Below are 19,149 nucleotides of genomic sequence, written 5' to 3' on the forward strand. Positions count from 1 at the left end.
GCGCTATCCATCATTGCGACATGTATTTGCGGATGGCGGGTATGCAGGGCCCAAACTGCGGGACGCGCTAAAGGCCCTCGGCCGATGGACCGTCCAGATCGTCAAACGCTCTGACACCGCGGAGGGCTTTGAAGTGCTGCCGCGACGGTGGGTCGTCGAGCGCACCTTCGCCTGGCTGAACCGATGTCGCCGCCTATCGAAAGATTGGGAAAAATCCATCGCAAGCGCAGAGGCTTGGATCCTCATCGCACACATCAGACGCGTCACACGGCATCTCGCAAGGGATTGAGAAGGTGCAGTTAGTTTTGAATCAGACTCTAAGGGCGCGCTGCGCAGCGCAAGGTCGAAACTGCCTTCGATCAGATCAAAACGCGTATCGGATAGGCGCAAATCCAGCGTGATTTTTGGGTATTTCGCATGGAAGGCAGGCAGCAACGGCATGATGTGCAATTGGGCGAAACTGCTGGGCGCGGCGAACCGCAATGTGCCCGACGGCTCTGCCGCGTTCAGGCCAAGGGCTGCGCGCCCTGCCTCGGACTGCGCAAGGATCTCTCTGGCATAGGGCAGAAATGCCTCGCCCTCTTGCGACAACGACACCTTGCGGGTGGTGCGGTGCAGCAATTCTGCGCCCAGCTCGTGCTCTAATTTTGCCAGACGCGCACTGGCCATCGCAGGGGCAAGCCCAAGGCTACGCCCCGCGGCCGAGATGTTCAGGCGTTCGGCAGCGGCCACAAACAGACGCAAGCTATCGGTGTCCATCCAGCCCTCATTATATCTAAAATCGGAATTCTGAAGTCCGATATGCGCCGTTTCTTCTGCTTTTCAAAGGTGTATTTTGGTATGAAGCATCAACGCACAAACCTTAGGATCGCAGACATGAAAGCTATTGGATATACGCAGACCGGCCCCGTGGATGGCAGCGGCGCACTGCAAATGATTGATCTGGATCGCCCGCAGGTCGGACCGCGCGACCTTTTGGTTGCCGTCAAAGGCATCTCGGTCAACCCGGTCGATGTGAAACTGCGCGCCAATCGCGCGCCAGAGGGCGGGCCGGGCATCCTTGGCTTTGACGCGGCCGGCGTGGTTGTGGAAACCGGCGCAGAGGTGACGGGCTACACCGTTGGCGACGCGGTATTTTACGCTGGCGACGTGACCCGCGCCGGCACCAACGCTGAATTTCACGCGGTTGATGAACGCATCGCCGGGCGCAAGCCTGCGTCGCTGGATTTCACCGAAGCTGCGGGCATGCCGCTGACGACGATCACGGCGTGGGAAATGCTGTTTGACAGCTTTCGCCTGACCGAAGGCGGCGGCGCAGGGCAAAGCCTGCTGGTCATTGGCGGCGCTGGCGGTGTCGGCTCCATCCTGATCCAGTTGGCCAAACGGCTGACCAAGTTGACCGTCATCGCGACCGCCTCTCGACCCGAGACGCAAGATTGGGTGCGCAAGATGGGCGCCGATCATGTGGTCGACCACCGCGGTGACCTTGCTGCGCAAGTGCGCGACCTTGGCCTTGCGCCGACCTATGTGGCTGCGCTGACGGCGACCGACCAGCACTGGGCTGCCATCGTGGACCTGATTGCGCCGCGCGGCCATGTCGCGCTGATCGACGATCCCGACAACCTGAACATCGGACCTGCCAAGTTCAAAGCGCTAAGCATTTCGTGGGAGTTTATGTTCACACGGTCGATGTTCGGCACCGCCGACATCGCGGTGCAGCGCGATCTGCTGAACCGTGTCGCCGACATGCTAGACGACGGCACATTGGCATCCACAGTGACTGAACGCGCCGATGTGTTGACGGTCGAAACCCTGACCGCAGCACACAAACGTCAGGAAACGGGCCGTGTGATCGGCAAGCAGGTCCTGCCCGGCCTGTCCAATGAAGCGTAAAGGAGAAACACCAATGACGGCCTATTCAATTCTTGAAGTCACGCCCCTGAAGGACGATTGGATCCCCGACTATCTGCCAGCCACCAACAAGGTGATTGCACGCCACGGCGGCAAATATCTGGCGCGCACGTCGAGCCACGAACAGCTTGAAGGGCCTCAGCGCGGCGCCGCCCTGCGTATCCTGATCGAATGGCCTTCCGAGGACGCGGCCAAAGCGTTCATGCAGGACCCAGAGTATGCACCGCATCTGGACGCGCGGCAGGCGGGGTCAGACAGCTTTCACTGGCTGATCAAGGGGCAAGACGATTTAGCCTAAGCCATGCGGGCTGTCCCCTAAGGGGCGGCCCGCAGCCAATCCATCTTGGGGCGGCATTCGGTGACATCCGCGTACACCACGGTGCCGTCAATGTGCGCTTGAACCGCGCCCGTATCGACACACTTCTTTTCCGGCTTGCACGCGACGTGCTGCCCGCATCCAGCTAAGGCCTCATCATGAAAAAGATCATTCTTATCACCGGTGCGACAGACGGTATTGGTCGCGCGGCGGCCGAGGCACTTGCCAAGCAGGGCCATGACTTGATCATTCATGGCCGAAGCACGGGCAAACTTGCCACCACGGCAGAGGCCCTGCGCAAGACGGGGGCCGACATCACGACCGCATTGGCCGACCTTTCGGACCTGTCGCAAGTGGCGGCAATGGCGGACCAGATAGCAGCATCGCACCCGCGGATTGATGTGCTGGTCAACAACGCTGGCGTCTTCAAAACAGACCATACCATCACCGACGACGGGTTAGACGTCCGTTTTGTCGTCAACACCTTGGCCCCTGCCCTTTTGACCTTGAAACTGCTGCCCACGGTTCCATTGGGCGGCCGCATCATCCACCTATCCTCTGCCGCGCAGGCCCCGGTGGACCTGCAGGCATTAGCTGGCGCACGCCCGATGCAAGACATGGACGCCTATGCGCAAAGCAAGCTTGCCATCACACTCTGGAGCCAGCACTTCGCAGCGCAGCATCCCGCGGGCCCCGCCTCTATCGCGGTCAATCCCGGCTCTCTTTTAGCGACAAAGATGGTGCGCGAAGGGTTTGGCATGTCAGGGAACGATCTGAACATCGGCGTCGACATCCTGACACGCGCCGCCCTTTCTGACGCATTCGCAGATGCCACAGGCCGCTACTTTGACAACGATGCACGCCGCTTCGGTCCCCGCTATCCTGAAGCGCTTTGCGCAACGGTTGCCGGTGCCGTGGATAAGATGTTGAAGCCGTTTTTAGCGCTTCGCTGAACGCCGTGAGATGTATGTAGCAAAGTCCGGTTAGAGCCCAATGTGCCTGATGGGCACTGCACGATAAGTCTGCACAAAATCCGATACAGACGTGGCCGGCAAACACTCTTCGCCGACAGAAAAGACAACGGACCCTAACACGACACGGCCCTGAAAAAGCCATTGGGTATAAGTTTTTTTTGCACTCAAAGACCAAAGATTACAGGGGCCCGCAGCGTCCCCATCCCAAAGGTTGCCACAAAATTACCTTAATTCGCGCCCGATTTGCCTCAAAATATACCTAAACTAGAGCAATAAATCTCCTCAAGACCAACGTTCTAGGGGTATAAGCAATGGCAGATTACACCTTCAATGTTTACCTCGAGAGCCCTTACGCCAGCGGTTTCGATTCCGCGCCGGGAGTTTTCACTTACTCCCCCCTCACCGGAAGCACCGGCACCGCAGTCATTACCGACAATGAAACAGGCGTCGACGGATTGACGCTGGATGACAATGTTGGTGGCAGCCAAGAAACGGCGACGGCAACGATAACGGTCGACGGAACCGTGACATACCAAGACATCTCGGTGAATGCGGACGCAGGTTGGACCATTTATGACCCGATCGATGACGTCACTTTCGAGGACATTCTGCTTAACGGCAAACAGGGCAAACAAAGCTTTACCTACACGTTGTCAGAATACCCTTTGGTCGAAGGGCGCGCATACGAAATTATAAACTTCGACAATCAGCCCGACGCACAGGTCGCGGGCGAGCCCGTATTTACCTATGCTGACTATGTCTGTTTCACGCGCGGCTGCATGCTTGAAACCCCAAACGGCATGCGATCGGTTGAGGAACTTGCAGTTGGCGATTTGGTTGAAACGCTCGATCATGGGCCGCAGCCCATTCGGTGGATCGGATCGAAAAGGCTAATTGCCCGCGGAAAAAATGCGCCAATACAAATCCCAAAGGGTGTGTTTGGGTGCCATAAAACCTTCGAGCTATCACCCCAACATAGAGTCCTGCTGCGCGATACTTTGAACGAATTGCACTTTGGCAATTCCGAATGCCTTGCCGCGGCAAAACATCTTGTGGGCGATGCACCGATCACCCAAAGCGCGGGGGGATATGTCGAATACTTCCATATCCTTTTCGACCGTCATGAAATCCTGAATTGTAACGGGGTCGATGTTGAAAGCTTCCATCCGGCCAAGCAGGGTGAACTTTTGTTGTCAGATGATGACCGCGCTAAAATCGTGGATATATTTCCGAGTCTGGCTGATGGTTTCGAAAATTACGGATCAACAGCGCGGCCCGTCCTCAGAGGGTACGAGACGCAGGTCATACGCAGCGCACTCGCGCAGCAGATGGAAGCGGCTTAACTGAACTCCCCGTGGCGTCGATGACGTGTTGCAAAAAGCAGCGCTGTAGCGACTAACTGATTGTCTTTATAAAATTAAAACGGGTAGCGGACAGCCCCTATCAAGACAGCGCGCGTCATATCCACATTATCCGCCGGTTCCATTTCTGGAAGACCGGAAATCCATTTAAGAAAACGGCGATTTCAGTGAGTGCGAAGTCTATCGGGCCGATACCGCCGCCCGGCGTCGCAATTGGATTAATTGCGCCACCGTGGCATAGGCTCTGGGCCTACGACCTAGTGTAGCCGAACTCTCGCGACCGATCAGAGAGAGGAACAGCAGACATAAGGTCACGGCAAATCCGTTCTGTATCCGTAACGGGAAATACCAAACGGTTATAGTCGAGGTCGCCACAATTGTCCGGGGCAATTCCAAGCCTGATAAGTATTTTGCGGTGCCTCTTAAGGTGCAACGTTGTCGCGATAAAGAGAGAATAGGCTGAGTGTATGCGCCGCTCAGTAACTTCTTGCCCAAGCACCATGTCACCTAAGTCAACGGCTGTTGTCTGCAGGATATGTCCGCGCAACAGATCACGGATCGGACCAGGATTGATATCGCCACCCGTTGAACGCACCCACTCGTAGAAATCTGGATTTCAGAGCCAGATCGTTTCATCCCAAATCCGATCCACCAAATGCCGGGACAAGACACCTAGCCGATGTGATCAAACGGCGTATCAGCGCGCATATCACGCGTATTAAACCAAGCTTGATAGTATTGCATGATCGCGGCCTCTAATTGGCGTAATGTTTTATATTCCGTCTTAAACGGTGCCCAGCGGACATAGAAAAATCGCAAACCCTAAACGGCGGGTTCCATTCCAGCCAGGCCATCCAGTCAGATTTTCCGTTTATCCGATCATCCTTAAACGGACATTCTTCAATTAGAACGCCGACCGGTTGATGTTGCAGCCGTTTTGTACATCGATCAAGCCGCTTGGCGGAACTGTGCCATGGTTCGGGCAACAGACGAGAGATTTGCGCATTATTTATGGCTTAAAGACACCGGTCAAATGATAGAGCCGGCTGTGGACAGCAGCAGCATTGCCCGTACACCAGACCTTGCCGAGCGGACAACAAACAATCTTTTTAAGTTCTTTAGGGGCGCGGCAAATGCGACTGCCTGCCTTGGCAACATCACCCTGTGCGATATGCTTTGTATAAAAGCCTCAGGAGCCGCTGCTTATGATTGAATTTATGCACCACGTTCAACTGGCGATGCCGGTGAATGGGGAAGATAGGGCGCGAGCATTCTACGTTGACGTCTTGGGTTTCGAAGAAGTCGAAAAACCTGACATTCTGAAAGACCGCGGCGGCGTTTGGTTCACCCGTGCTGGCATTGATCTGCATTTGGGCGTCGAGGAACCATTCATTCCAGCAAAAAAGGCCCACCCTGCTTTCGGCGTCGCGTCACTCGATGAAGCTATTCAGCATCTTCAAAATCGGAAAGTGGCGTATCGACGTGATATCGATTTGCCGACCATTCGCCGGATCTATATTGATGATCCGTTCGAAAACCGGATTGAGCTGCTCGAACTATTGCGATGATCGGCTACATCAGCAGCTGCAGGTCTTCATAGCTCTTTCGAAAAACTTCGTTTTTGAGGTAGGGTCAACGTAGTATTTGAAGTCAAGATCAGTCAGTATCCGAACAGATGATCAGACGATCGCAAAGAAGATGGACCAAGAGATTGACGCAGAAGCTTTTTCTCGCTGCCACCGTGCTCATTTTATCGAGCCCTGCGTTCGCAGATGTCGTCGTTAGCTTCGACGAAGGCGCACCCAAAGACCAATTCACATTTCACAATACTGGGGCGTGCACGCTTACTGCCGCAACGTTGGAATTGGATCTGTCTGGATCAGCTTCGGGTCTGATCTTTGATGTGACCAGCACTGGCGCAGGCGTTGAAGTATTTCAGCCGCTTGAGCTTGTCGCGGGAAAGGCGGCGTTGACTATGCTTCCGACTGTTAAGGACGGCGACAACAAACTTGTCTTAAATATTGGTGCACTTGGTCCAGACGAGCGTATCGCGTTTACGATCGACGTGGATGACACTGCTGGTGGGCGCGAAATCACAGTATCTGGCTCTGAGATTGAGGGGGCCGCAGTCGCGTTGACGGTTGAAAACACGTCAACGCGCGCCTCGTTTTCGTCAAACGCCGAAGCCTCTCTTATCACCCCTGTGTGTTCATAGAATTTTACCAATCCTCACGCTAGAACTGGCAGATTAAACGCGGCTTTCGGCAACCATTTTTGAGTTTCGGACCTCCGCACCTCACCGCAAAGCCGGCATTCCTGCTGGGCCCTCATTTAGGATATTGCCTGTCAGATCATCTAAAGATGTGGAACGCGCGAAAGATTTCCCTGCGCGAACTGACCGGAATTGCGCGGATAATTAGGACTGCAGATAGCAGCGCAGCAAGTGCGAAAGCCCATGCAATAGCCCAGACGGGACCTGCTGCCATCGCCTCCACTGTCGTGGCAAAGATAACGGCCACAAGACTAGAGATCGACGCAATGATGGTGGAGCTTAGGCCCGCGAGATCACCGAGCGGGCGCATCGCTAACGCATTGAGGTTGCCGAACAGGAGGCCGAGGGCGAAGAAACCCAGCCAACCCAGACCGAGCATGACCGCCAATGGTGGGTGCCCCTGAGTCAGTGCTGCCGCACCCAGAAGCGCGGCCCCTGACACGCCCAGCAACACAACACCTGCAAGGATCGGAGCCTCCATGCCGGTGCGACCAACGCACCTCACGTTCAGAAGGAGCGCGGCACCGGTTCCCGTCGCGAGAATGGCAAAAAATCCGGGCATCGCAGTCGAGAGACCGTAGATCGCGCCGAACAACTCTGCCGCCACAGCAAAATAGGTAAGCTGCGCACCAAAGATAAAGCCCGTGGCTATGATGACGGGCGTCACGTCGGGGCGACACAGCACCGTCCGGGTGTTTCGTGCCAAGCGCCGAAATTGCAGAGGTATCCTCTTTTCGATAGGCAGCGTCTCGGGGTGACGGGTCCATAGCCAGCCACCGAGCCCGGCCGCCAGCACCAGATAAGCCCAGAATACGCCGCGCCAGCCAAATGTTGCCGCAATGACAGCACCGACAGCTGGCGCAATCATCGGAACGAGGATCAACAAAGTGAAAATGACCGACATGACCTGCGCCATATCAGTTCCCGCATAGCGGTCGCGGATCATCGCGCGTGTGCCGATCTTTGGTCCCGCAACGCCTGCGCCCTGAATGAAGCGTCCGAATACCACGGCGGCAAAGCTATCCGCCGTGGCAGCGAGAATTGTGCCGACGACAAAGACGATAAGACCCGCGATGACGGCAGGACGCCGTCCCGCCGCGTCGCTAAATGGGCCAATCAGCAGCTCACCTATGGCCATTCCCAATACGAAAACGGTGATGATCTGTGCGCCGGAAAACGGAGGCGCAATTGCGAGGTCAGCCTGTATCATGGGCATCACAGGCAGCACGCCGTCGATGGCCAGAGCGGTCAAAGCCGTCAGCGCAACGTAGAGGGAAAAGCGTTCAGTGCGTTTCAATGGCCAGGTCCAAGCTTTTCCTCATAGGCTGATGTTTGCGGTCGAAGCGGAGCAGCCATTGGTGCGGACCACAGCATCGGTCAGAATGGGCCTTTTGATGCGGTTCGCCGCGCCTCAGCATCTCATGATATGATGCTGCGTCAACGTCAGGTTGTCACTGTGGAAGGGTATGGCGGATCGGAGGATTCCTTATGCAAACACCAAACTTACCAGCTATTTGTGCGGTTCCACGAGCGCCTCCATACATCAACGCACCAGTTTGCAAGGATCCTGCGTGCTGTTCAGAATTTGTAAGGTCAGACTACCGCTGCGCTGACAAAGCAACGGCCGCCGCCCGTCGTTGAAAATTCGGTTTGAAAAGGCTTTACCACCTGAATTTGCGATCAATTGTGGAACCCGCCAAATACTATCGTCTATGGCGCACCGATAGCGACTCCTGTACTGTGTCGAAACAAGGGTCAGCTATGCGGGTTCAGGAACGCATCTTCGTCGGCCTGCGCTGCTGGCTTGTCGGCTAATATTTCTGCATAATTGAATCTGGCAATTCCGCGTTGTGGGCGCGGCTCTGACAAGTGCACTAAGTCGTATCCCGTCTGGGCTGTCACCGCACGGTAATGCGCTGTCTCAGCGGCTTCGCCAAAACGGCCAAATACTGCGGTTACTGCCTTCACGCGAGGGTCGTCAGACTGTTCGACAAGCAAATGAAGCTTTAGTCCAGTTTCGAATAGCTAGGTCTAAGGGCGCATCGAAAAGATCGTTTTCGATCCAGTAATTGATTGGGTGTCTGTCAGTTGGATCGCGCGTCTTCTTGCTAAATTGTTCTTCGCAATCGAGCGCTCTTGCGAAAATTGACTCATTGAAAATTCGAAAAGGTGGACGGAATGCTTTCAATACATGCGATGCCTGATGCGTTTACTAAAAGTGAATGTGAGCTGATTATTTCGATGATTTCCCAATCGCCAACCAATGAAGCCCTCCTCGTCGGCAGCAATAAAGATCACAATCTTCGCAAATCTGAGTTGGTCTGGACAGATGACGTGGTTGGTATGGAGTGGGTGATGGACCGCTTGATCGAGCTGGTTCGCAAATCAAACAGGGATCATTTTGAATTCGATCTGCGCGAGTTTGCCGAAAGCCCGCAGGTGGCGATCTACAAGTCCTCAGATAGCGGCCACTTCGTATGGCATTCCGATATTGGTAGCGGTCCTGCCTCCGGAAAACGAAAGCTCACTCTGGTGCTGCAATTGAGCGGTGCCGATACCTATGAAGGCGGTGACTTGGAGGTCATGCCGGGCGCACAAATTCTGACAGCTGGTCGCGCTCAGGGGTGTGTTAGCATTTTCCCCAGTTTCACGCTTCATCAGGTGACGCCGGTTAAAAGTGGTATACGGCATTCGATGACTGTTTGGGCGCACGGTCCTGCATTCCGCTGAAACGGCCTTTAGCTGCCATTGCTGATGTTGCGGTAGCGCTACCTTACGTCGAATAGGTCATGAACCAGTCGCAGAATTGGATGCAATGCTGTTCGTCCGGCGCAAAGAGGCCGGGGCGATAACGCATAGACTGTGCACCGGCCGTCATCGACATGCACAGGCAGACGCAGAGTGCTGGGTGCTATTTACGCGCCGACACTTCGAACAGCCGTCCGGGCGCGTCGGCTGCCAAGGGTGCCCCGGCCGCCTGCGCCATATGCCAGGCCAGAACCTGATTGCTGCTCAGCACCGGGATGCCGAGTTCCGATTCCAGTGGGGCGATGATGTCGAGCGTGCGCAGATTGGTGCAGGACAGAAAGATCGCTTCTGCCCCGATCGACGCGGCGCGGGCCGCAGCCATGATCGAAGCCGGCGCAATCCGGGCCACCTTCGCCTCCTCCTCCTCGCCAAACGTCACGGTATCGACCACCGTAAACCCTGCGGTGCCGAAAGCGTCGCGCACGGGGCCGGCGACGGTCGCGACGTAGGGCGTCACCAGACCTATCCGCAGAACGCCAAGCGCTTTCAAAGCGGCCAAAGCCGCCGTCAGGGGATCAGTGACAACGGGTGCCACAACGCCCTGGCGCACCATGTCCGCCACCGCTGCGGCACCGATCAGGGTTGTGCCGGATGTGCAGCCGTAGCCCACGACATCGAACAAAGCAGCCCGCGGAAAAAGCTTCGCCGCACGCGGTAGGTCAGCCTTCATTGCGGCGATCGTATCGGTCGTTAAGGCGTCGCCGGACGGAATACGGCTGATGTGGATCGCAATGTCGCGGTCGGGAAAAAGGCGGCGAAAGTCCTGCTCTAGCGTTTCGTCGGCCTGAAGCACGATCAGCCCGAAAGTGGCCTTGCTGCCAATGGGACCTGTCAGATCAAAGTTAATCTGCTTCATGGCAAGATCACTGGCAATGCGGCAGGCGCACGGCGTGAAAGCAATTCGGGTCCATGCGCCCGCAACACGATATTCTCCTCGTGCACCATGATCAGTCCAGGGGCGATGTCTACGCTCGGTTCCAGTGTCAGCACCATCCCCTCGCGTAGCTCTGTTGTGTCCAGCGGGGTCAGCGACGGCCATTCGGTCAAGGTCACCCCAAGACCGTGGCCCAACCTGCCGCCGCTTGCCACCGCACCCGCCCGTGTCAGGGCCTCTGCCATGATCCGGTGCGCATCCCGGGCCAGCATACCGGGGCGCAGCGCCGTGAGTGTCACATCGGTCGCGGTATACAGCGCGTCATGCGCGCGGCGCACCGCATCGCTGGGCGGGCCAATCGCAAAGTTGCGGTCGAAATCGCAAAAATAGCCGTCTCGCACGGCACCCGTATCCAGCATCAGCACGTCGCCTAACTGCAAGGGCCGGTCGTCGGCGGGCGAGATAACATCCCCATATCCACCCTGCCCCGCAGCCCCTGCGACATAGCTGACCCAGTCGGCCCCTGCCTGCAGCAGGGCCACCTGAAAGTCGCGGAATACGTCGATCAGCGGCGTGCCAAGTTGTGCGAAATCCCGTACGCGATCAAAGGCGGCATTGGCCACGTCACAGGTCGCGCGAATCTTGTCGATTTCAGCCTCGGACTTGATCTCTCTGACCCGGCAGACGGCGGCGGTTCCGTCGATAAACTGCCGCGGTGCGACAAGGTCCTGCACGCGCAGGTAATCCGCGAGCGGCATGCGTAGATGCGTTTCCAACCCCATTGGCAGGCCGATCCTGCCCGCGGCAGGGACGGATGTGATCAACGCCTCGGCCAGAAGGCTGACACCGTCATCAACCGGATCAGGGGCTCGCCAGGTCCTGATGTCCGTGATCCAGCAGCGCCCCATGAGCGCGGCACCAATCGTCGGGATGATCGCAATCGGATCGCCCGTCGCTGGCACCACGATGAACCATGGCCGCGCGGGGCTTTCCCAGAACCGTGTCAAAAACCCTGTGGTGTAGAAAATATCCGCGGGTGACGTCAAAAGCAGGACATCCATCCCGCCGATTGCCATTTCGGCCTGAAGCGCCTTGATCCGGCGGCGATATTCATCCGCCGGAAAGATCATCGAACCGTCAGGCATTTTCCGGCCCTTCGCTGAGGATGCAAAGCACGTGGCTTTCGGCATTGATCCCGTCCAACCCTGCCAACAGTGCCGCTACACCGGCCGCACCTGATGGTGTCGATGGTAATCCGGCGGCGGCGACGGCTTCGGCCCCTGTCGCCGCCTCTTCCTCCGTCAAGGTGACAAAGCCATCGGCGTCGCGTGCCAGATCCGCCAACGCCAGCATGGACGGCGTTTTGCAGTCCAGCCGTCCCATCGCAGAGACGGGCCCGGATGTCACAACGACCCGCCCCGCACGGATGCTGTCAATCAGCGCCGGGGCCGCTTCGGGTTCGACCACGATCATCTGGGGGCCGTCACCCCATGCAAGGCGCAGTTCCGCCGCAACCGCCGCGGCAAGGCCGCCGACGCCAGCCTGCAGCAGGACATGGGTCGGCCGGTCGGTCATCTGGCCCACGATTTCCGTCGCGATCTGTCGGTAGCCTTCCATCACCCGAAACGGCAGGTCGACATATCCCGGCCAGGACCCGTCCGACAGCAGCGTCCAACCCTGCGCCTTGGCCGAATGACCCGCCGCAACCATGCTCGCCTCGTAATCTGCGCCCGCACGCACGACCTGCGCACCCATCCCCCGCAACCGCGCGGCAAAGCTTTCGGGCACGGTGTCCGCCAAATAGATGACTGCCGCTGCACCAAAAATGCGCGCGCCAGCAGCCACTGACAGGCCGTGATTGCCAGCGCTGGCAGTCACATAGGTGCGTCCGGTCAAGGCTGTTGGTAATGCACCGCCAGCGGCAGCAGCTTCACGCGCGATGGCATAGGCGGCCCCCAGCGCTTTGAAACTGCCAAGACCCATGCGACCGCGTTCGTCCTTGATCGTCACGCGCGCGGCACCCGCCATTTCAGCAAGAGCGGGAACGTCGCGCAGCGGCGTCTGTTCATGCCTCGGACACTGCGCCAGAAGGGAGGCGACCGCACGCGCACGCGCGCCAGGCGTTGGCTGAAGATCGGGTAGACCGCGACCCCGATATGGATTTACAAATACCTGTGTCACGCATCCCCCTCGTCGTTAATGCTGCTTCGCTCGCATGTATCAGGGCACAGAGTTGGCAGCTTTAATAGCGGTAACGAGACATTTCTCCAGATCATCGCCATCTGTAGATCCGTAACGAGGTGTCCGCGCCTTGCCGCAAAGCTTTCAAACGAAAGGCGGCCTGATAAAGACCAAGCCCACCTTGTTGCGCGAATTGCGGTGCGGCACCTCGGACTTCGCTTCGACGATAGTGCGCTGTCAGCGCTGCCATCAAAATTCCAAACACTGCCGACAGAGCATGATCTAGCTAATGCTGAAATAGCGCCGGACTGGTCGTGAAGCGCCCGTAATCGGCCCACGTGCGGACTGAAGCCTGAACGCGGCACTGTCATTGCGCTACCCACTAGACGCGTGGCGCAGGCAAGCTAAGGTTGTAGGAGGAGCTGTTTTGGGAGGAACTGCAGATGTTAAGAATTTACGCGCTTGCCGTAATCACGGGTTTTTACGGTTCTGTCGCCTCGGCTGAAAGTCACGCCGCAACGGAAGCTGAACAAACCGAAGCGCCCGCGGTCATGGCCGAAGATGTGGACTTGGACGCTGCGAAGTCGATATTCACGCGAAGCTGCCGTGGGTGTCATGGCAACAAAGCGCAGGGCGTCGCGAGCTATCCGAAGCTATCCGACAAGACACCGGAATACATTGTTGAAAAGCTTGAAACCTATCGCGCAGGAGAGCGGATCGGACCCAACTCAGTCTTGATGATCCAGAACGCAAAAGGCCTCTCGGACCTAGAGATCGCGAGCCTTGCAGTCTACGTCACAACCGCTTTTGAATGAACTCCGCAGCCCTCGGGGCTAATTAACTGAACCGCGGGTTTACTTGATTCACGTTCAGACCCTGCTAGGATTGTGGAACGGCCAGGTGTGTCAGCGGACAACCAGTGCGACGTCATACCTCTGCTTCATTGAAATCTGGGAGGAAATCATGACTTTATCACGTCCATTTTTTACATCGTTGCTCATAGGAACATCCATATTCGTAACGCCTGCGCTTGCGCAAAGCGGGATGAACACAACTAGTCTTCAGCAGGAGGTCGTGCTGGAGGGGTTAGAAAATCCGTGGGATATGGCGTTCTTGGATGATGGCACGATGCTATTCACCGAGAAATGCAGTGGCCTGTCTGTGCGCATGCCCGATGGCACCGTCAATGCGCTATATGGCGTGGGCGAGACGGAAGGCTACGCAGAAAATGGCGCTGACCTTTTTTGCGAGGGACAGGCCGGGATGATGGGCGTCGCTTTTGATCCCGACTTCGATAATAACCGTCGGATCTACGTCTATGCGACCTCGAACATGTCCGCGCCTCATACGAACCGGCTGATGCGGTTCACCCTTAACGAGGACTTTACGAGCGTCGCGGACCGGACCGACATCGTGGATGATGTGCCGTACAAAATGGAAGCGTCGGATCATCCCTTCGGTGGTCCCGGTGCGCACAACGGCGGACGCGTTCGCTTTGGTCCAGACGGCGCGCTGTGGCTCACGACAGGTGACAACCACAACGAGGAGATCCCGCAAAGCCCGACACTGATGGGGTCCAAAGTTTTGCGGATGGATACAGATGGGCAGGCTCACCCTGACAACAGCCCACCCGAAGGATTTGACCCGCGCACCTATACCTATGGCCACCGCAACGTGCAGGGCATCGCGTTTCACCCTGAAACCGGACAGGCCGTCATCGCAGAGCATGGCCCTTGGCATTCGGATGAGATCACTGTGCTGGTGAATGGTGGCAACGGTGGCTGGGACCCACGCGCCAATATGGCAGGCCGCGGCGACTGCCCGGACGGGTATTGCGGATACAGTCCAAATCAGAACGAGGGTATGAACCGTTACGAGCGGGCCGCCTTTATGCCGATGACAGACTTCGCAACATACCCCGACGCCATGCCACCTGTATGGGAAAACAACGGCTGGTCGCAGGGCACGTCGTCAGCGGCCTTCCTCGAAGGTGAGCAGTGGGGCGACTGGAACGGTGCGATGGTTGTCGGCATCATGGGGATCGGTTTTGGCGGCACGCCGCTTGGACAGCGGATCGACGTCATCCAGTTCTATGAGGACGATGGCACACTTTCGGTCGAGGACGTGACCGAGATGACCCTGCCAATGGAGGCCGGGCGTTTCCGCTCGGTTGTCCTTGGACCGAACGGTAGTCTTTATACATCCGTTGATGAGGGCACCATCTACAAGCTGACACCAGGCAGCTGATACTGCACTAGGCCGCGCTTCTCCGACAGCGCGGCCTAGTTCTCTCAGTGAAGCGCAGCAAAAAACGGGAAAAGCTGGCCATCCACCCAAACATAGTATGGCCCGTTAGCAAGGCGGCGCTTCGATGCTGCTTACACACCCCACATTGCTGAGGTTTTGCGCAGTGATATTTCGTCCAAGAATGATTGTATCCGGGCGCGACTGTCTGAAAAGCTCATGACCTAGACTGCACGGCTGTCGCCGAAGACGAATGTCATTCTACACTGACTGCCCCTTCAACAAAGACAAACACACATAGGTTGCGGGCGGGTTACCGTGTTCGCAACGCTCGTTTTCAATCCTGTTGCGAAGACGCGCCGCCCCCACCTTCGGTGGCCCTATCGCCCCGTGATACCCTCGATCTGGGGTAAGGGTGTTGACTGCGTGACGCGTTCGGATGGCCGTTTTTCGTAGAAGGCATTGCCGCCTGTCGAAAGAACGTAATGAATGTTGTTGTAGGGCGCGTGGTATGTTGCGGCGTGGAAAAACTGCGCCCGCGCGATCATCGGGTGCCGTTCACCTTTTAGAACCGAAACTGCTGCCTCGCGGACAATCGCAGCAGATCGCCCGTCCATTTTGCGTGACATGATCCCGGGTGCAAACTGATTTTTCTGCGCGACGACACCACAGACCGTGTCGGGGTAGCTGCTGGAATTGACGCGGTTCATGACCACGCTGCCCACTGCGATCATGCCGTCCCGGCTCGACCGGTTCGACTCGAAATACATCGCTCGTTCCATACAGTCGCGTTCGGTATGACGCGGGAAAATGCCACAACCCGTCAGTGCCGCCAATGCGGCGACCGAAATGATCATCTGAAATCTGACCTTTTGACGTATCACTTTTGGTCGCTCCTAAAGCTTGGTGGCGTCGCAGTTGTCTTGCCAAGGGCGCTAGCGGGCTGGTGGGCCGTTGGTCCCAAGTAGATCGAAGGCCGAAAGGCGAGGCGAGCCATAGCGCTTCGCGCCAAACTGGTCAGCATCACGCCGATGCACCTTTCCCGTAACGTCCTTCAGTCACTTTATAATACCTAAAGACATTGAAACCGCTTTACTAGTTTTCACAAATTTACCGCCAAAGGCATGCAGGGTAAATTTGCCAACCGCGGGCATATAACGAGCGTGTATCGCCCCCTTTTCGGTAATTTTTACGTTCACTCAAGCTCCGAAGCATGCCCAAACTAATCCCCGTTCGTATATCGCGAGGTGATAGTCTAAGCGAACCCACATCCTCATACGCCGACGTTCATGGATCGCGCAGCATGTCGTCAACCGAAACGTCGATCAGCCGATCGGCGGACAATCCAGCTTGATGTCGTTACGGCATTGATCGTCATGAAGCGTCACTTTACCGTCTCAGAGCAGCACTTTCCGACATGCACTTTGTCTCACCTTCATTCCTATCGTTCGTTGCAAATGTTAGTTTAATCTTCCACCTCTTGCGGCGCGACTTGACCTCTCCCACCCATCAGATGCGGATTAAATCTCTTATGAATGCGATAAAATTGAAATCGTTTCTGTTCGACGGGTTCCTTGCTGGCTGGACCGCTTTGTTCGCTTTGGGGGTGCTGGTCTTTTGGTTGTCTGGCTCGCCGCAAAAACCAATTCGGGCTGCAACTCGTCTTTGGGTGCGCGGAATCTTGTTCGGGCTGAAGCATATCGTCGGGCTGGACTATGCCGAAAAGGGTCGCGACCTGATTCCGGACGAACCCTGTCTTATCGTCTGCAATCATCAATCCACTTGGGAAACACTCGCAGCCCTTGTTCTTTTCCCGGACGTCGCAATTGTCGCGAAGCACGAACTTCTGCGGATCCCGATAATCGGGTGGTATCTGCGAAAATCACCGATGATCATCATCGATCGTGAAAGCGGGTCCAAGGCACTAAAGGCGATGCTGAAACAGAGTCATGAAGCGATTGCCTCCGGCCGCTCGGTTCTGGTTTTCCCACAAGGGACACGTATGGATGAGAGCGAGCCAATCGCGTTCAAGCGTGGGGTGGAACTGCTGTATTCAAAGCTGGGGGCACCCGTGCTGCCCGTCTTGGTGAACTCCGGCAAATTCTGGGGACCTAGCGGATCAAGCAAGCGTGGTGGGACAATCACAGTCTCGTATCTCGCTCCGATACCACCTGGGATGTCGGCCGAACTGTTTGTTCAAAAGGCCGAAGCGCAGATGGAGGCAGAACGGTCGATATTGCCATAGCCTGTCGCAACAGGTGCATTCGACGAAGAATGGCAACCTCTGGCCGGACGTGGTTTCCGTCAGCATCTAAGCCTTAAGAGGAGTAGGTGCGACGACACGGTCAGTCCCGGACGCGCAGTACACTCCTCTTGCAGGTCGATAAAAAGCATGCCGCGTCAGTTTGGGCGCGCTGCTGCCCAAAGATGTGGTCTGGTGCGAGCCCTTCGTGCAGCCCGCATGGGACCGCCTGTTTGCGATGACCTAAGAAATATGTCATGATGCGTTAACCCGGAAATGCACTCGGTAACGTCGCATGGTCTTCAAAAGGGTGCTCATATGCCGAAAATCGTCAACAAATCAGAGGATCAGGAAACCGCTGAGGGCGAAATCGAAAGATTTCAGGACGACTTAGGACCCTTTGTCGTCGCTGCCGAGACGACACGGATGGCGATGGTGTTTACGGACGCCTGCGAGACGGCCAATCCGATCATCTTTGCCAACGACGCTTTTCTCAACATGACAGGTTACGAACGCGAGGAGGTCTTGGGCCAGAGCTTTAACTTTCTCATGGCCAATATCGCGGATGAAGATGCACTGGCCCTGATCCGCGAGGAGTTCGAGCACCACTCTGACACCGACAGCGAGATCCTTTACCGCCGTAAGGATGGCAGCGAATTTTGGGCCGCCCTCTTCGTCAGTCCGATCCGGGACGACGATGGTGATATTATCCAGAACTTTGCCTCCTTCGTGGATCTTACCGCATACAAGAACGAGCAGGCTCAATCGCGCATGCTTATCGATGAACTGAACCACCGCGTTAAGAACACCCTCGCGACGGTGCAATCGATCGTCTCGCAGGCGGCGCGAGCGAACGCCGACCCCAAAGCAATGCGGAAAGCCGTTGAGACCCGCCTGTATGCACTTGCCCGGTCGCACGACCTACTGACCCGCGAAAAGTGGCGCAGCGCCGGGCTTTTAGATGTGATCAATGACGCGCTAGAGCCATTCGGAGCGGATGAAGAGCGGGCGCGCCGCGTCGAGATTACCGGCGATAATATCCGCTTTGGACCAAAGTCGGCATTGGCGCTTGGCATCGCCTTCAACGAGTTAGCCACCAATGCTGTGAAGTATGGCGCATTCTCGAACGAAAATGGAGTGATCCGGATTGAGTGGACAGTCGCGCCGTCACCGACGGGTCGGCGGCTGCATCTGATCTGGACGGAAAAGGATGGACCGGCTGTGACACCACCGACGCGCAAGGGCTTTGGATCTCAAGTGATCGAGCGGGGCCTCGCACATGAATTGGGTGGCACTGTGGCGCTAGACTATCGCGCCAAAGGCGTTGTCTGCACGATGGACATTCCTGCACCCGTTTCCGACGATGAGTGATCTGTTATCTGGTCGTCGTGTCCTCGTCGTTGAGGACGAGTCGCTGATCCTCTTTTTGATGGAGGATATCCTGGCAGATCTCGGATGCCGGGACGTCAGTGGCGCCAGCACGGTTGCCAAAGCGATTTCTTTGATCGAATCCGAGTCGTTTGATGCGGCCACGCTAGACATGAATTTGGGTGGAGAAGACAGCAATCTCGTAGCTGATGCTCTGCTGGAACGGGGCATCCCCTTCATCTTCTGCACCGGAAATAGCAAATCCGATATGAGGGAAGGATTTGGGGATCATGCGGTCCTTTACAAACCGTTCCGCGACGCAGATTTGACCGCCGCACTCACACAGCTTCTGTCGTAAAAGGCCAAGCGCAATCCAGTATGTGGGGTGAGCCGCCGGGTCTTTAGGCGTAAAACTAGTAACCACTTCCACATGAAAAAATGGCCGCAAGGCATGCGGGCTCGATATTTGCGATGCATATCCAGTGCCGGTTTTCTTCGATCTGGCCGGCAAGAGGATCGCCACACGGCCCGGCAGCCAATGTCTGTTATTAGGATGGGTGTTCAATTTTCACGCGCGTAGCGAAGGTCCGCAATTCGC

19 protein-coding genes and 1 pseudogene are annotated in these 19,149 nt (G+C 56.7%); 14 read left to right on the plus strand and 6 right to left on the minus strand.

Annotated features, from left to right (window positions below):
• Nucleotides 1-289: transposase (locus tag BM131_RS00005; protein ID WP_139222572.1), on the plus strand; the 289-nt coding region annotated here is incomplete at its 5' end.
• Here BM131_RS00005 and BM131_RS00010 read toward each other — a convergent pair.
• A pseudogene (locus BM131_RS00010) lies at nucleotides 247-759 on the minus strand (LysR family transcriptional regulator); the annotation flags it as partial. The gene BM131_RS00005 and the pseudogene BM131_RS00010 overlap by 43 nt on opposite strands.
• 117 nt (nucleotides 760-876) lie before the next feature.
• On the opposite strand from BM131_RS00010, the gene BM131_RS00015 reads away from it, so the two are divergent.
• The 7 genes from BM131_RS00015 to BM131_RS00040 all read left to right on the plus strand — a co-directional run bounded on the left by BM131_RS00015 (nucleotide 877) and on the right by BM131_RS00040 (nucleotide 6,777).
• Nucleotides 877-1,893 carry a zinc-binding alcohol dehydrogenase family protein gene (locus BM131_RS00015; RefSeq protein ID WP_090184548.1) on the plus strand — a complete coding sequence of 339 codons (1,017 nt, stop codon included), beginning with the start codon at nucleotides 877-879 and terminating at the stop codon, nucleotides 1,891-1,893.
• Between the two features lie 13 nt (nucleotides 1,894-1,906).
• Nucleotides 1,907-2,209 (plus strand): DUF1330 domain-containing protein, encoded by a 303-nt coding sequence (locus tag BM131_RS00020; RefSeq protein ID WP_090183841.1) that lies wholly within the window; start codon nucleotides 1,907-1,909, stop codon nucleotides 2,207-2,209.
• A 176-nt stretch (nucleotides 2,210-2,385) separates the two neighbouring features.
• Nucleotides 2,386-3,180 carry an SDR family NAD(P)-dependent oxidoreductase gene (locus BM131_RS00025; RefSeq protein WP_090183842.1) on the plus strand — a complete coding sequence of 265 codons (795 nt, stop codon included), beginning with the start codon at nucleotides 2,386-2,388 and terminating at the stop codon, nucleotides 3,178-3,180.
• Nucleotides 3,181-3,512: 332 nt separating this feature from the next.
• Complete coding sequence (locus tag BM131_RS00030) at nucleotides 3,513-4,544, plus strand: Hint domain-containing protein (protein ID WP_090183844.1); 1,032 nt, start codon at nucleotides 3,513-3,515, stop codon at nucleotides 4,542-4,544.
• A gap of 991 nt (nucleotides 4,545-5,535) precedes the next feature.
• A complete protein-coding gene (locus tag BM131_RS19885; protein WP_139222562.1) occupies nucleotides 5,536-5,775 on the plus strand; it encodes a hypothetical protein in 240 nt (79 codons plus the stop codon).
• A complete protein-coding gene (locus BM131_RS00035) occupies nucleotides 5,768-6,130 on the plus strand; it encodes a VOC family protein (protein ID WP_090183846.1) in 363 nt (120 codons plus the stop codon). Before BM131_RS19885 ends, BM131_RS00035 begins: the two co-directional genes overlap by 8 nt.
• Nucleotides 6,131-6,273: 143 nt before the next feature.
• Nucleotides 6,274-6,777 (plus strand): aggregation factor core, encoded by a 504-nt coding sequence (locus BM131_RS00040; RefSeq protein ID WP_245754085.1) that lies wholly within the window; start codon nucleotides 6,274-6,276, stop codon nucleotides 6,775-6,777.
• Nucleotides 6,778-6,913: 136 nt separating this feature from the next.
• Here BM131_RS00040 and BM131_RS00045 read toward each other — a convergent pair whose 3' ends face one another.
• Complete coding sequence (locus BM131_RS00045; RefSeq protein ID WP_090183849.1) at nucleotides 6,914-8,131, minus strand: MFS transporter; 1,218 nt, start codon at nucleotides 8,129-8,131, stop codon at nucleotides 6,914-6,916.
• 881 nt (nucleotides 8,132-9,012) lie between these two features.
• On the opposite strand from BM131_RS00045, the gene BM131_RS00050 reads away from it, so the two are divergent.
• The gene (locus BM131_RS00050; RefSeq protein WP_090183852.1) at nucleotides 9,013-9,564 is read left to right on the plus strand and encodes a 2OG-Fe(II) oxygenase; all 552 of its coding nucleotides are present in this window, start codon (nucleotides 9,013-9,015) and stop codon (nucleotides 9,562-9,564) included.
• Between the two features lie 181 nt (nucleotides 9,565-9,745).
• Here BM131_RS00050 and BM131_RS00055 read toward each other — a convergent pair whose 3' ends face one another.
• The 3 genes from BM131_RS00055 to BM131_RS00065 are packed head-to-tail and all read right to left on the minus strand — an operon-like array spanning nucleotide 9,746 to nucleotide 12,526.
• Entirely contained in the window at nucleotides 9,746-10,498 is a 753-nt protein-coding gene (locus BM131_RS00055) for a maleate cis-trans isomerase family protein (protein WP_090183854.1), read from the minus strand.
• The gene (locus BM131_RS00060; RefSeq protein ID WP_090183857.1) at nucleotides 10,495-11,661 is read right to left on the minus strand and encodes a M24 family metallopeptidase; all 1,167 of its coding nucleotides are present in this window, start codon (nucleotides 11,659-11,661) and stop codon (nucleotides 10,495-10,497) included. The genes BM131_RS00055 and BM131_RS00060 overlap by 4 nt, the downstream gene beginning before the upstream one ends.
• Nucleotides 11,654-12,526, minus strand: coding sequence for a pyridoxal-phosphate dependent enzyme (locus BM131_RS00065; RefSeq protein WP_411914379.1), 873 nt, complete (start codon nucleotides 12,524-12,526; stop codon nucleotides 11,654-11,656). Before BM131_RS00065 ends, BM131_RS00060 begins: the two co-directional genes overlap by 8 nt.
• Nucleotides 12,527-13,140: 614 nt before the next feature.
• Here BM131_RS00065 and BM131_RS00075 point away from each other — a divergent pair.
• Both BM131_RS00075 and BM131_RS00080 read left to right on the plus strand, forming a co-directional pair.
• A complete protein-coding gene (locus tag BM131_RS00075) occupies nucleotides 13,141-13,512 on the plus strand; it encodes a c-type cytochrome (RefSeq protein ID WP_090183865.1) in 372 nt (123 codons plus the stop codon).
• 229 nt (nucleotides 13,513-13,741) lie between these two features.
• The gene (locus tag BM131_RS00080) at nucleotides 13,742-14,944 is read left to right on the plus strand and encodes a PQQ-dependent sugar dehydrogenase (RefSeq protein WP_245754086.1); all 1,203 of its coding nucleotides are present in this window, start codon (nucleotides 13,742-13,744) and stop codon (nucleotides 14,942-14,944) included.
• Nucleotides 14,945-15,321: 377 nt separating this feature from the next.
• Here BM131_RS00080 and BM131_RS00085 read toward each other — a convergent pair whose 3' ends face one another.
• On the minus strand, nucleotides 15,322-15,798 hold the full coding sequence (locus tag BM131_RS00085) for a cell wall hydrolase (protein WP_090183870.1): 477 nt from the start codon (nucleotides 15,796-15,798) through the stop codon (nucleotides 15,322-15,324).
• 635 nt (nucleotides 15,799-16,433) lie between these two features.
• On the opposite strand from BM131_RS00085, the gene BM131_RS00090 reads away from it, so the two are divergent.
• The 3 genes from BM131_RS00090 (at nucleotide 16,434) to BM131_RS00100 (ending at nucleotide 18,909) form a co-directional block, all read left to right on the plus strand.
• Nucleotides 16,434-17,186, plus strand: coding sequence for a lysophospholipid acyltransferase family protein (locus BM131_RS00090; RefSeq protein WP_245754087.1), 753 nt, complete (start codon nucleotides 16,434-16,436; stop codon nucleotides 17,184-17,186).
• 315 nt (nucleotides 17,187-17,501) lie between these two features.
• Nucleotides 17,502-18,554, plus strand: a complete 1,053-nt coding sequence (locus tag BM131_RS00095; protein WP_090183872.1) for an HWE histidine kinase domain-containing protein — start codon at nucleotides 17,502-17,504, stop codon at nucleotides 18,552-18,554.
• Nucleotides 18,547-18,909, plus strand: coding sequence for a response regulator (locus BM131_RS00100; protein ID WP_090183875.1), 363 nt, complete (start codon nucleotides 18,547-18,549; stop codon nucleotides 18,907-18,909). The genes BM131_RS00095 and BM131_RS00100 overlap by 8 nt, the downstream gene beginning before the upstream one ends.
• The last annotated feature ends 240 nt before the right edge of the window (nucleotides 18,910-19,149 follow it).

The organism is Loktanella salsilacus (genome assembly GCF_900114485.1).
Classification (GTDB): Bacteria; Pseudomonadota; Alphaproteobacteria; order Rhodobacterales; family Rhodobacteraceae; genus Loktanella; species Loktanella salsilacus.